Below are 13,578 nucleotides of genomic sequence, written 5' to 3' on the forward strand. Positions count from 1 at the left end.
TTTCTTCAGCATGAGCACCCAGCCCCCCAATATCATTTTCTGCCACGTTGACCAGTTGACCTATGACACGCTCAGTTCCCTGGGCGACCCCTGGGTTCACACGCCGAACATCGACCGCATTCGCGCCGAGGGTATGAGCTTCGAGATAGCGCAGGGCGCCTACCCCGTCTGCTGCCCGGCACGCACCAGTTGGTACACCGGTCGCATGTCCAGCGAACATGGGACCTGGGACAACGCTGTCCCCATCCGCGAAGACATGCCCGATCTGGGGCATTGGCTGCGTGAGCGCTCCTACGACTGCTACTATGCGGGTAAGTGGCACCTCGTCGATCGTGACGTGGCCGACTGCTTTATCGACCTCTACCCCCACCGGCCTTTCGGGGAGAAAGACGACCCTCACGTTGCGCAAACTGCAACCGCCTTTATCGCACAACGCCCTGCCGACGGCAACCCCTTCTTCCTCAACCTCGGTTTCCAAAACCCTCACGACATCTGCTACACCTCTTTCGGCAGCGACAACACGGCGATGAAAGTAGGTATGAACGGCGAACTGGAAGGCAAGTTGCCAGACCTCCCCCCCACTTACGATCCGGACAAGCCGCTGGCCGCTGCCGCCTCCGACTCCTGGGGGCCGGATGAACTGCGCCTGCACAACTATTACTACTACCGGATGATCGAGATGGTCGATCAGGAAATCGGGCGCGTTTATGACGCTCTGGCCGACTCCCCTTTCCGGGATAACACGCTGTTCATCTTCAGTGCAGATCACGGTGAAATGATGGGGCACCACAATCACCTGCGCAAAGGGCTTCTCTACGAGGAATCCTTGCGCGTCCCGCTGACGTTCGTCTGGCCCGGACACATTGAGGCGGGAGTCATCGACACACAGCACTGCGCGAGCGGAGTGGACGTGACCGCTACGATTCTTGACTACGCGGGCGCCGAGCCGATGCCGGGCATGCGCGTCGCCCGCAGCCTGCGTCCGTTCCTTGAAGGCAAGGACACCGACTGGCGTGAATACACTCCCGCGGAAACGGTCAAGGGTGGCGTCCAGAACAGCTTTCGCGACGAGCGCTTCAAGAGCATCTTTAATTTCGAGCGCAAGGCGGTCGAGCTTTACGATTATCGCGCCGATCCGAACGAAACGAAAAACCTCGCCCGTGACCCTGCTTACGCCGATGTGCTGGAGCGCCACCTGTACTATATCGAGGACTACAACACCGATACCGTCGAGTGGTCGGACTTCTATACCCAGGAACTCAAGCGCCGCAACGTCGTCATAGACAGAGATGTTTTCGGCGGATAGGGAGAGCCCTATCCGGCACGATGCCTGGCGCGAAACTCTCGCGGGGAAACGCCTGTAATCTGGCGGAAGCAGCGGTTGTAATTTGAAATACTCCCATAGCCGCATGCGAACGCAATCTCAGCCACCGTGCTTGAAGTCTCGATAAGATCCCGGCACGAGCGCGAGACGCGCAGTTCGTTGATAAAATCGGTGAAACGCTTCCCCGTCATCCGGCGAAAGTAGCGGCAGAAAGCCGATTCGGTCATTCCTGCGGCGCGGGCGGCTTCCCCCAGCGAAATGTCCGAGGCAAGCTCCCTGAATATATACTGATAGATTCTGGTCATCCGCTGACTCGCCTCCGGGTCCAGCGTCGGCATGAAGCCTTCGCTGCTGAGCCCGACCAACCCGTCTTCGGCTCTGCTGAGTTCGTCGAGCAGGTGAAACAGCTCAAACAACCGTTCGGCTCCGCTCTGCCTGCGCATGCGCCGCATGCGGGCAACTGTCGAAGCCAATGCCACGCCCTTGACTTGGAACCCTGCCCGCGCCCTTGTCATGAAACGCCGAACCGCACCCATCTCGGAGAGCCCCCAGAAATCCCGTCCGAAAACATCCGGCAGAAACTGCACCACAACCGCCCTCGCCCGATTCCTTTTCGACCGGCCCTCTGAGTTGTGGAAATAATGCGGCAGCGAACACCCGAAGACATAAACCTCCCCGCTGTCAAAAGGCCGAATCCTGTCTCCCACGAAAAGTTCCCCGACGCTGGATTCAATCAACGTGATCTCGAACTCCGGGTGGTAATGCCACGGAGACGTGAAACGCGCCTGGTCGAACTCCCGGAAGGCAAAGGTTTCATGCCGGGTTTCATGAATCGTCTCAAGTGCAGCTTTCATCATGGGCAACGCATCAAACAAACTATGCCTATAGTTTAACACAAAACCAATCTCAATCCACCTTTGAGAGCAATATCTTGTTAGTTTTAGTCAACCGGCAGGTAGTTTTTAACATGCCCGGAATGCTACAATCCCAGCCATCAGAACCCCCGATTGAAAACACTATGAAAGATACCCAAACATTCCCCGCAAATGGCGTTGCCTGCCAAGTTATCAACGATCTCGTCCCTGCCCGTCCCAAAGCCGCTCCGACTAAAATCGGCATGGTCGGCGTCGGCCTGAAAATGCATTTTGTCTGGGCGGAAGCTTCCCGCCTGTACCGGGCGGCCTGTGAGCAGGTACGAGCCCTCCTGCCTGCGGACCAGTTCGAGCTCTGCGCTTCCGAGGAGGCTTATGAGTCTCCCGAAGAGCTTTTAAAAACGCTGGACAAGCTCAAGGCCGAGGGCATCGAAGGGGTTATCCTCTTCCACGGCTCGTACACCGCGGGCGAAATTGGCTCGCAGATGGGCCGCTGGTTGCGCGACCACCGCATGCCGCTTTTCAGTTGGGCCTACCCGGAGGTCAAAGGCGGACGCCTGACCGCCAACAGCCTCTGCTGCCAGAACTTCGTGCTCAATGCCTTCAAGCGCCTCGGCGTGCGCTATACCTGGATGTTCAAAAGCCTCGAAGCTCCCGGCAAAGAGGAACTGATCGGACGCTTCGCCCGCAGCGTGCGTGCGTATCAACGCTTCCGCAACGGCAAGGGCCTCATCGTCGGAACCGGCCGTGTACCAGGATTCTATGACGCGGAGTGCGACGAGCTCTCCGTCATGGACCGCTTCGGTTTTCGCTTCGATCGCATCGGCCTCGAATACGCCTTCGACGAGGGAGACAAGTTCTCCGACGCCGATGTCGAGCGCGTCCGCAAGGCCTTGACCGAAGCCCCCCAGTGCGGCTACGACAACGTCCCCGCCGAACAGGCCTACAAGACGATCCGTCTCGCGCTGGGCACACTCCGGATCGCTGGAGAGGGCGGCCACATCGGGTGCGCCCTGAAGTGCTGGCCCGAACTCTTTGACCTCTACAAGTGCGCCGCCGACGGTGCCCTGTCCATGATCAACGACTACGGACTGCCTGCCGCCGACGAGAGCGACATGAACGGCCTCATCTCCATGTGCGCCATGCATCTGGTGCGCGAGGGCGAGTCGATTCCGACCCTGATGGACATTTCCCTGCTCGACCCGCAACGCAATGTGCTCGGTTTCTGGCACTGCGGGGGCTCAGCCACCCGCCTGCTGCGCCAGGGCACCAAGTACGAGTGCCGCCGCCACTCCATCCTGGAAAACGCCGACGAGGAAACCGCCTGGGGGCTGCTCGTCGAGTCCCTGCTGGAGCTGGGACCCGTCACCGCAACCCGCTATCTCTCTCCCGACAGCAGCCGCGCCTTTACCTTCGAGGGTAACGTGGTCGATTCACCGATGGCTTTCCGCGGAGCCTATGCTGATGTCGAACCCTCCGGCCCCCACACCGCCGAACAGTTGATGGGCACTATCCTCGACAACGGCTTCGACCACCACTGGGTCATGGGACGCGGACACTTCGCCAAGGATCTTTCCATGCTCAATCATTGGCTGGACGTCAAGGACCAGCCGGTAACCAATAATGGCGGCTCCTGCGGCTTGAGCGCCTAACCTTCACCAACGCTTCCCATGGAAAAGAACAGCGCGTTCGATGTGATCGGGGTCGGGCTGGTCGCCGTCGATGTCTTATGGCGCACGCCCGAGCAGGTAACGGTCGGCAGCAAAAACGAAGTCAAGGACATGGTGCTGCAAGGCGGAGCCCCCGCCGGCAGCACCACCAGTCAACTCGGTCGTCTCGGCTACCGGACCGGCTTTCTGGCGAATCTGGGTGAAAACACCCTCTCGGCTATCGCGATCGAGGAGTTCAAACGCTGCGGCGTACGCAACGACCTTTTCAATATGCACGAGGGTGCCGCCCCAGCCCTGGCGCTGTGCGAGATAAATCCGCAGACAGCCGAGCGCACCGTCTATTACAACCTTAGCCACTACCGCGGACTGAAAAAAGAGGACATCCCTCTCGATGTCATTCGTCAGGCCCGCCTTCTCATCATCGACAGTTTCGAACTGGAGGCGATGGAAGTCATTCTCGAAGCAGTTCGGGGAAGCGCTGTAAGAACTGTGCTTGATCTCGAACACGGTGACAGTGACACCCTCATCCGCTGCCTGAAAATGGGCACGGACATGATCTTGCCCTGGGAAGCCGCCGAGACGATCACCGGCTGCAACGACCCCGAAACCGCCCTCGCCCGCATGGCCGAGTGGACTTCGGGCAATCTCCTCATCACGGACGGGATCAAAGGAAGCTGGGCCTGGAACGGCGGTAAAATCCTGCATCAGCCATCTTTCCGGGTACAGGCAGTCGATACGACCGGCTGCGGCGACGCCTATCATGGCGGCTACGCCGTCGGCCTGCTGGAAGGCTGGGACCTGCCCACGCGTATGGAATATGGCGCCTGGATAGCCGCTAATGTGGCCACCGCCCTTGGAGGCCGCACACGACTTCCAGACCGGAAAATGCTCTCGCAATTTGACCAGTCGATGCTGAGCGGCACTACCCGCGATGCCGTTCAAACCCTCATAGCTCAAGCCTCCCTTGTCTCCTGAAGCAGTATGCAAATCATCCACAATCGCCGCGAGGTCCTCACTTGTCTCGAAGAGGCTCGAAAAGCCGGAGCACCTGTCTTCTGCCCCAATGCGGAGACGCCCGACGAAATCGAAGGCGTCCTGAACGCCGCCCAATCGTTCGCCCAACAGCGCAAGTTGCCGCACATCTCGGTCGGCCTCGGCATCACCGCCTCGTACCCGGACCATCCGCAACTGCGTCGCCTCGACCTGAACTCGCAACTGACCGCCGAGGGGATTTGCCAATCAGAGCCCACCTGCTCCGTCGTTGACCGGGCGCTCATCTGGCTGGACTGGATAGCCGCCTATGCCCGCCCGGATATTTTCCCATCCGTGCGCGCCATTCCATTTCTGGATCACGGTTGGGTGCCCATCCCCCAGGACCGCGAGTTGATGGAGAACGACGAATTCATCGATCGGATGGGGATCATCATGTTCGACGCCAGCGGCTACGACCTGGACGCGAACATAGCCCGTACTCAGGACTATGTGAAGCGGCATGGAGAGTCCGTTGTCGTCGAGGGTTGCCCGGATAAAATCCTTTCCCAGGCGGACCTCGCCAAGAAACCGCAGGACTCCTCGCCCTTCCTGACTAATCCGCAGAGCGCCGCCACCTTTGTCAGCAAGACCGGGGTTGACTTGATCGTCCCCAGCCTGGGAACCGAACACCGGGGGCAACCCGGCGAACATATTTACTACCGCCGTGAACTGGCCCGCGAGCTCACGCAAAAAGTCGGCCCCATTCTCGCCCTGCATGGCACCAGCAGCCTCGGTGATAAACTCTCCACCGTGGCGCAGGACGGAATCTGCAAGGTGAACTTCTACACCGCAATGGCCCGGCAAGCCAGCCATAGCCTGCAAAACGCCTGGGCCTCAGCAGGGACCGACAGCATCCATACGACTTGCGGCAGTTACCTTCACCACACCCGGCGTTCAGCCGTGCAGGCGACCTGCACGCACATGCTGAACCTGCTGACGCCCTAACCCCCGCTTTCGACTCCTTAAATTGACTCCCAAGCCATGATACATTCCCAGAAAACCCTCGACCAAAAGCTCAAGCGCATTGCCGCCGGTAATGACACGCGAAAGGACTTCATCCTTGCTGACGCCAAGGACGCCGACATGGCCTTCGGCATAACCGCCCCCGGCCCTAACCGCGCAGGCTCGTGCCCTCATGGCTACGACCCAAAACAAAAGTGCTACAAAACGCTCGACGATTATCAGCAGCAGATTCGCGAAGTCATCAAGCAACAGCTCGTCGATATCGTGCTGCTGTCCGCTTCCAACCTGGAACGGCTCGGGATCAATGAAGGACTCTTCAAGAACTCCCCCATCACCCCCGCCGCGCGGGCCAATGACACCACCGATGTCTGGGCTGTGCGCGGAGGCAAGTATCCCAGCCAGCCCTCCCGCCATTTCCGTACGGCGACACTTGACCACATCAAGTACGGCAAGCTGGAAAACAATCACCACCGTCCCTACATCGGCGCCGACCTCGGACTATACTCGGTGACCTTTACCAACAATATCGATTGGGACTATGCGGCGCTGGAGGCTTTTCACGAGTTTCGCATCGAGGCGGAAAAAAAGAAATTCCGTTACTTCCTCGAAGTCTTTAACCCGAATGTCGATCCCGGCATTGATGCGGCGACAGTCGGCGGCTTTCTCAACGACAGCATTATCCGCTGCCTGGCAGGTGTCACCTCAGCCGGTCGGCCGCTGTTCCTGAAAATCCCCTACAACGGACCCGGTCCCCTGGAGGAGCTCGCCTCCTACGACAGCAACCTGGTCATCGGTATTCTTGGAGGAAGCGCCGGCACGACGCTGGATGCTTTCCAACTCATCCATGATGCTCAGAAACACGGCGCGAAAGTCGCCCTCTTCGGCAGAAAAATCAATCTGTCCGAGCACCCCCTGGCCTTCATCGAAATGCTCCGCCGCATAACAGACGGCGATGTCGGCCCGGTCGAAGCCGTCAAGGCCTACCACGGCACACTGCAAAAAAATGGCATCTCTCCGCAACGTCCACTAGACGAAGACCTCACAACAACGATCGGAAAACTCAGTTACAGCTAGGGCTCCAGGGATGCAGTTCTAGCGGTTTCACAGCCCCCTGCCCATGAGCATAACCGGCCGCTCGACCCGGTCTCGAAGCTCTCGCACAGCGGCTGGAAGGCAGCCCCGACAGTGGCCCCGTCCCGCGCAAGCTGTACGCTACCGACGCCTCGGAATATCGGGAACTGCCGCTCCCAGTCGTCTTCCCAGGTCCGAGGTCGAGATCTCCGAACTGATCCATTTCGCAGCTCGGTATAATAGCGATTAGACATAATTACTGGACACACAAACAACACTCACCCTGCTGCCCAACTCAACAATAGAATTTAAGTTTCAGCCCAAAGATCGTTATCAATAACAATTCATCCAAGCACCTGAAAGCGAACTCAAGAGCGCTTGTTCTGTTTGCGCGTCGAAGAGGTGGATGTGCTCCACTTTGACGTGAAGCTTCACCTGCTGTCCGCATTCATAATGGCCGCCGGGGTGCACGCGGGCGACAAACAAAGTACCACCGGCCACGCAGTATAAATAGGTTTCCGCCCCCATGGGCTCGCGCACATCCAGGCGTGCCGTAATACTGCGCAGCAGCCCTTCGTCCGGGGAAGGCGTCGCCTCTGAGATGTCCTCGGGGCGAATCCCGAGCACAACCTCCCGATCGACATGCCCGGTTACCTGGCTCGCCACTGCCTCAGGCAGCATGAGCCTGACCGGGTCGGCGTCGCCCTCGGCCCCGGCAAAGACCAGCCCTCCGTCCGATTTGCGCAAAGTACCTTTGAAGAAATTCATGGCCGGACTGCCGATAAAGCCCGCCACGAACATATTGTCCGGCTTGTTGTAGAGGGCGAGTGGCTCGTCCACCTGCATGATGCGGCCATCCTTCATGACGCAGATGCGGTCTCCCATCGTCATGGCCTCGACCTGGTCGTGGGTCACATAGATCATCGTCGCATCCAGGCGGGCGTGCAGCTTGGATATCTCCGCGCGCATCGACACCCGCATTTTCGCGTCGAGATTCGACAACGGTTCGTCAAAGAGAAAGACCTTCGGCTTCCTCACAATCGCCCGCCCGACGGCGACCCGCTGCCGCTGCCCGCCGGAGAGCGCCTTGGGCTTGCGCGCCAGGTACGGGTCCAGCCCGAGCATGGCCGAGGCCTCGCGCACCCGCTGGTCGATTTCGGCCTTAGGGAACTTTCTCAGCTTCAGCCCAAAGGCCATGTTCTCGTACACGCTCATGTGTGGGTAGAGCGCGTAGTTCTGAAAAACCATGGCGATGTCCCGCTCCTTGGGCAGCACGTTGTTCACGACACGGTCGCCGATTGACACACTGCCGCCGGTGATGTCTTCAAGTCCGGCAATCATGCGCAGCGTCGTGGATTTACCGCAGCCGGAAGGACCGACCAGCACCATGAACTCCCCGTCGCGGATCTCCAGGTCGATGCCATGCACGACCGTTACGTCGGGGCCGCCGCTGCCGGGATAGGTCTTGGTGAGTTTGCTGATACTTACGTTTGCCATAAACACTGAGCGCTGAAATCAGGAGATCGCAGGCGCGATAGACTTTATTGTGAGGGGGGGGGTTAATCGCCGGTATCGGCCCGAAATGGCCGTTTGACCAGGATACGATGAATCCGGCTGCTGAGACTGGAAAGATGAGCGCGCATAGCAGTCGAGGCCGAGGCGCTATCACGCTCACCAATCATACGCACGATGTCCCGGTGCTCTTTGGCCACCGCGTGAACATGAGTAGAGAGCGACAGATTCGCATTTTCATCGGTGTTTCTTCCATCGCTGTGGAGGTGATAAAAAACATAATTGCATTCGACCATGAGCAACGCGAAATCGCTGATGAAACGCGCGTTTCCACTGGCCAGAACGATGCTCTGGTGGAAGCTCCATTCAAGTTCCAGACGACGCGTCGTGTCCAGATGTTCCGCCCCGGCATCAAGCTCATCACAGAGCAACTCGAGTTCGACCAACTGTGTTTGGGTACGGTGCTGACAAGCCGCGTGGATGGCGGCCAGCTCGATGGCCTCGCGATATTCATAAAGGTGAAGCACCTCGGTCGGTGTGTAATCACGCAACCGCATCCCCCGGCTAGAGTCATCCTTCAGAATCAACCCTTTGGCGGCGAGCATAAGCAAGCCCTCGCGGATGGGGATGCGGCTCAGGTTTAACTGAGCGGCTAAATCACGTTCGACCAAACGGTCTCCAGGTAGGTATTTCTCCGAAAACACCAGGCGGACAAGGCGATTCAGGTGCGACGATACGCTTTCGTTCGCGGATGTATGAGCAGGCATAACAGGCATCATCAGGGGGGCGCAGCCTTTGGCAAACCCGATTTTTGATCCTATCGCCGTCATCCCTTCACCCCTCCCAGCCGAACACCGGCGACAAAGAATTTCTGCCCGAAGAGAAAGATGAACACCACCGGCAAGATGGACAGCAGGCTAGCCGCCATCAGGAGCGGCCAGTTCGCGGAATAAGAGTCCATGAAGTCAAGCAAGCCAAGCGAGAGGGGTTTAAGCGCGTCGCGATTGATCTTCACGAGTGGACCGAGCAGGTTCTGCCAGGTTCCCAGAAAGGAGAATATGCCCAAGGCCGCCAGAGCGGGTCCCGAAAGCGGCAGCACGATCTTGAAATAAATGCGGACAGGACCGCACCCATCCAGGATGGCGGCTTCTTCCAGTTCAGTGGGCAAACCGAGAAAGAACTGCCTTAGCATAAATGTGCCGTAGGCCGTGAAAATGGACGGGACAATCAGAGCGAAATAGGTGTCGATCAGCCCAATCCCCGACAGCAGGATAAACGTCGGAATAAGAGTAACCGTGGCCGGGACCATCAACGTAGCCAGGTAGAAAAAGAACAGCACATCTCTGCCCCTGAATTGCAGACGGCTGAAGGCGTACGCGGCCATTGAGCTGGTAACAACCTGCCCGATCGTTACTGCGAGCGAAACAAAAAGACTGTTAAAAAAGTACCGGGCAAAAGGAACTTGCCGAAAGACTTCGAGGTAATTCTCCCAATGCCAGACGCGCGGGAACAGGTTTTTTACGACTCCGGGTTCCGCAGGAAACACGCTGGAGGACGGTCCTTCGATAGCGATCAGCGACGGGTCGGTGGTTTTCACTGATGTACCAAGCATCCAGAGCAGAGGATAGAGCATGGTCACCGCCAACCCTGCCAGGACAATCCAGGCCAGCCATGTGCCCATACGCTTGACCAGAGGCGAGTGAAGAGAGTGATGAGTAGCTGAAGATGACATAGGAAGCGTGTCCACCAGGCAGAGGTTAATAATGGATACGGTTAGCCGACAGCTTCCAGTTGAGCCAAGTGCAGCCCAGAACGATGGCGAACAGAATCCAACTGGCTGCCGCCGCGCGGCCCATGTAGAAGAAATTAAACGCGTTTTCGTAGATGAAGTAGCTGAGCGTCGTGGAGGCACCCGCGGGACCGCCGCGGGTCATGACATAAGCCGCGTCGAAGCCGCTCTGAAAGCCCTGGATGATTCCCATGACCAGGATAAAGAACGTGGTAGGTGAAACCATCGGCCAGGTGATTTTCCAAAACCGGTGCCAGGCGTTGGCCCCGTCAATGTCGGCCGCCTCGTAGAGTTCAGGATTAATGTTCTGAAGGGCCGCCAGATAAAGAAGCATGTTCATACCTCCGACCCGCCCCCAGAAGTCCATCATAACAAGAGCTGGCTTGACCCAGGTGGTGGACTCCAACCAACGCGGCCCAAAGACCCCGATTTGGGCGAGCGCGGCGTTAATCAAACCGTAGTCTGGCTGGAAAATCCATTTCCACAACAGGTAGATTCCCACACTGCTCACAATGGAAGGAAGAAAAAATGCGAGACGAAAGAAGTTTTGCCCGAAGTACTTCTGGTTGAGCAAAGACGCCAGCACTAGCGAGCCGATCATCGAGAAGGGCAAGCCGATCATTAGGAAAAGCGTGTTATACACATAGTACCAAAATCGCGGATTAACCGGCTCATACCACTGCAAGGCACCCGCGGCCACGCATGCCATTCCGGCCATAGCCAGCAACCACCGAACTGTATGGTTGAGCCCCGAAACCTTGCGAGACCACACTGTCACGAGAAACAGCACCCCCATAACGATCAAAAGCCCGCCCCGAAGGGGTTCCACATTCTCCCGAAGACGAAATCCGATGATAAACAGGTAATTATCAGCGCCCACGAACCGCGGAGGACTGAACAAATCCCAGGCATAAAAAGACAGCAGAAGCGCAGCTCCAATCGGGATGAGCGTAAAGATCATAAACCCGATCAGGTTCGGCGCCAGAAACGAAAAGATAGTGATGGGGCGGGCTTTCATCGGCTGATTTCCTTCCGGTGAAACTCGAGGATACGATTGATGCCTTTCTCAGCCTGCGAGAGGGCCTCTTCCGGTGATATTTTTTTGTTCAAGGCCAGCTCCTTCCAATGCTCCCATTCCGCTTCAACCTCATTCAGCGCGCGCAAGCGCGGCTCTGGCTGCATGTAGCTCAACATCGCTACGAGTGGGCGAACATCCACGCCATGCTCTTGCTGCCAGGCGATATATTCATCCAGCAGCGCGGGGGAGGCCGGGATGGTGCGGTTGAAGAGATCGCGCTGAAACTCCTCATCGGTCAGGTACCGCAAGAGCTCACTGGCCAGCTCGGGATGCCCGGTGTGGCCCGCCACTGAGAAACCTGCGCTGGATGCCCAGGCGACCCGCGGGCTGTCCGCATCAGGCTGGGGAACCGGCGCCAGCGCCCATTCAAAAATGGCCTGGCGGCTGAGCTGGGGCATGTCCCACGTCATCACATCGATAATGGCGATCTGGCCATTCAGAAAGCCCGTCAGGCGATCGACGGACTCCTGATCCGACCCTCTTTGCAGAATACCCTCATCGTGAATCAGTTCATCGTTGGTCTTGAGCCAGGAGAGGCCCTCCGGCGTATTCAGCGCAAAGCGCTCCGCCGAGGGATCCAGCAGCGAAAGGCCCGCGTAATTGAGCGGAAATTCCTGAAATCCCAAACCGACAACCGTGCCCCCGGCCTCTCGGCTCCGCGTAAGCTTGCGCCCCATCTCCATCAGGTCTTTGCCAGTCCAATCCCAGTTGGGTGCAGGGAGAGACTTTGCCTCGACCAGCTCGCGGTTGTACACGATGGCCTGGACATCGATCCCATAGGGAATGCCGTAGAGGTGCCCATCCAGCCGATACCAATCAAGCACTGGCGGACGGATGGGCATCTCATCGGGATTAACGCCTTCGGCCTCCAGATAAGGATTGAGGTCTAGCAAAGCTCCCCGTGTGGCAAACATACCGAACCCCTGCCCCATCCAGAGCAGATCGACGGACGCATTCCCGGCCAGCATGGTCAGAGACTTCACGTAGTAGTTCTTGCTGGGCGTGGAGACGACTTCGACGTCCACCTCCGGATGTGCCAGCAGGAAACGCTCCACAGCCTTATCCACCGCCAGGCGAATATCGCCCCCCGGCGTCAACACAACCAGCCGGGGTCGCTGGTTACTCCGCTCGCAGCCGAACAAGCATACGAGGCTGAGGAGTAACCAGACGAGCAGGCAACACCTGGAGGGGACGCTGGAGCGGGTAGGCATACGTGGTGACTGTGATTCGGGTATAGTACGACGGGCTTAAGCGTCAACGCACGTCGCTTGTTTCTTCATAGGGGATACCCTGCCCGACCATCGGGGTCATCCGCGCAAAACGATCCGTCTGGGTCTCGTTACCGCGCTGCTGCTCATCCACGGTAAAGGGAAGGTAGTGGCAAACCTGCACGGTGTGGCGCATAAAAGGTTCGGCATAAGCCATGCCCGCCAGACGCCCGAAGTGCCCGTCCACCGTTTCGATACGCTTACGGGCATAAGGGCCGGCATAACGTTGACTGCGAATCTGGTCCAGCGCCCGCACCTTGCGGTCCATCGTGTCAGAACAATCCACGATAAAGTCTACCTTGGGATGAAACGTGGCTTCAATGCTGGAGAGGGCAACACCCGCCGAGGGAATACCCATGTAGTAGAGCTGAGGCGTACGGTGAATTTTACGCGAGTCTCCCTGGCGGGCCGTGGAGGCGTAATGGATCGCGTGCAGAGTCGCGTGCGCGGTCGTCGCGTGGGCATAGGCGATGCCACCACCTTCGAATGGATAATGAGTGATGATCACGTCAGGCCGCAGGTCCAGAATCAGGCTGCCGAGCTTACGCACGAGCTCGGGGGTAATCAGGAAAATGTCGTCTTCCATCACGAGGAAGCGCAGATCCTTGATTCCCATGATCTCGCAGGCATCGACGACCTCACGGTTCTTCTCGCGCGCCCAGAACTGGGTTTTTTCTTCGATCTCTTCCTCCGAGAGGGCGACATCGCTGGTCAGAATTTCATCAAGAAGTACGTTCGAATGAGAGCGGACTCCATGAGTCATCACCACGCAGGTCACATCATCTCCGCGGTCGATATGGTGAATAAGAGTCCCCCCAGCATTGTCGAACGCATCCGTCGGGTGGGCTCCGATCAGAAGAATCCTCAGTTTTGAAGGCAGGGTTGAGTAGTCACTTTTTTTATTCATGGAATTCCTATTTTGTTAAAACTTAAATCATTGTTTATTAATCATTAAATTAAACTCAATTAGGGCCAAAACAAATTTATCTTGCATTTTGG

Annotated in this window: 12 protein-coding genes; 5 read left to right on the forward strand and 7 right to left on the reverse strand. The window is 57.9% G+C overall.

Features of this window, described 5'->3' with window-relative positions; all coding sequences use genetic code 11:
- The first annotated feature begins 10 nt into the window (after positions 1-10).
- On the forward strand, positions 11-1,306 hold the full coding sequence (locus H5P28_RS04255) for a sulfatase family protein (RefSeq protein ID WP_185674470.1): 1,296 nt from the start codon (positions 11-13) through the stop codon (positions 1,304-1,306).
- An 8-nt stretch (positions 1,307-1,314) separates the two neighbouring features.
- Here H5P28_RS04255 and H5P28_RS04260 read toward each other — a convergent pair whose 3' ends face one another.
- Entirely contained in the window at positions 1,315-2,181 is an 867-nt protein-coding gene (locus H5P28_RS04260) for an AraC family transcriptional regulator (protein ID WP_185674471.1), read from the reverse strand.
- Between the two features lie 161 nt (positions 2,182-2,342).
- Between H5P28_RS04260 and H5P28_RS04265 the strand changes: the two genes are divergently transcribed.
- Genes H5P28_RS04265 through H5P28_RS04280 form a run of 4 tightly spaced genes read left to right on the forward strand, consistent with a single transcriptional unit; the run spans position 2,343 to position 6,935 of the window.
- The gene (locus H5P28_RS04265) at positions 2,343-3,848 is read left to right on the forward strand and encodes an L-fucose/L-arabinose isomerase family protein (RefSeq protein ID WP_185674472.1); all 1,506 of its coding nucleotides are present in this window, start codon (positions 2,343-2,345) and stop codon (positions 3,846-3,848) included.
- Between the two features lie 18 nt (positions 3,849-3,866).
- Positions 3,867-4,841, forward strand: coding sequence for a carbohydrate kinase family protein (locus H5P28_RS04270; protein ID WP_185674473.1), 975 nt, complete (start codon positions 3,867-3,869; stop codon positions 4,839-4,841).
- 6 nt (positions 4,842-4,847) lie between these two features.
- On the forward strand, positions 4,848-5,843 hold the full coding sequence (locus H5P28_RS04275; protein WP_185674474.1) for a class II fructose-bisphosphate aldolase: 996 nt from the start codon (positions 4,848-4,850) through the stop codon (positions 5,841-5,843).
- A gap of 36 nt (positions 5,844-5,879) precedes the next feature.
- Positions 5,880-6,935, forward strand: a complete 1,056-nt coding sequence (locus tag H5P28_RS04280; protein ID WP_185674475.1) for a beta/alpha barrel domain-containing protein — start codon at positions 5,880-5,882, stop codon at positions 6,933-6,935.
- A gap of 330 nt (positions 6,936-7,265) precedes the next feature.
- On the opposite strand, the gene H5P28_RS04285 is transcribed toward H5P28_RS04280, so the two are convergent.
- The 6 genes from H5P28_RS04285 to H5P28_RS04310 all read right to left on the reverse strand — a co-directional run bounded on the left by H5P28_RS04285 (position 7,266) and on the right by H5P28_RS04310 (position 13,486).
- On the reverse strand, positions 7,266-8,429 hold the full coding sequence (locus H5P28_RS04285; protein WP_185674476.1) for an ABC transporter ATP-binding protein: 1,164 nt from the start codon (positions 8,427-8,429) through the stop codon (positions 7,266-7,268).
- Positions 8,430-8,491: 62 nt separating this feature from the next.
- The gene (locus tag H5P28_RS04290) at positions 8,492-9,274 is read right to left on the reverse strand and encodes a GntR family transcriptional regulator (protein ID WP_185674477.1); all 783 of its coding nucleotides are present in this window, start codon (positions 9,272-9,274) and stop codon (positions 8,492-8,494) included.
- Positions 9,271-10,176 (reverse strand): carbohydrate ABC transporter permease, encoded by a 906-nt coding sequence (locus H5P28_RS04295; protein ID WP_221773353.1) that lies wholly within the window; start codon positions 10,174-10,176, stop codon positions 9,271-9,273. Before H5P28_RS04295 ends, H5P28_RS04290 begins: the two co-directional genes overlap by 4 nt.
- Before the next feature lie 25 nt (positions 10,177-10,201).
- Entirely contained in the window at positions 10,202-11,251 is a 1,050-nt protein-coding gene (locus H5P28_RS04300) for a carbohydrate ABC transporter permease (RefSeq protein ID WP_185674478.1), read from the reverse strand.
- Positions 11,248-12,522: an ABC transporter substrate-binding protein gene (locus H5P28_RS04305; protein WP_185674479.1), complete on the reverse strand. Its 1,275-nt coding sequence runs from the start codon at positions 12,520-12,522 to the stop codon at positions 11,248-11,250. The genes H5P28_RS04300 and H5P28_RS04305 overlap by 4 nt, the downstream gene beginning before the upstream one ends.
- A 43-nt stretch (positions 12,523-12,565) precedes the next feature.
- Positions 12,566-13,486 carry a PIG-L deacetylase family protein gene (locus H5P28_RS04310; protein WP_185674480.1) on the reverse strand — a complete coding sequence of 307 codons (921 nt, stop codon included), beginning with the start codon at positions 13,484-13,486 and terminating at the stop codon, positions 12,566-12,568.
- Between the last annotated feature and the right edge of the window lie 92 nt (positions 13,487-13,578).

It is taken from the genome of Ruficoccus amylovorans, assembly GCF_014230085.1.
In the GTDB taxonomy this organism is placed as follows: Bacteria; Verrucomicrobiota; Verrucomicrobiia; order Opitutales; family Cerasicoccaceae; genus Ruficoccus; species Ruficoccus amylovorans.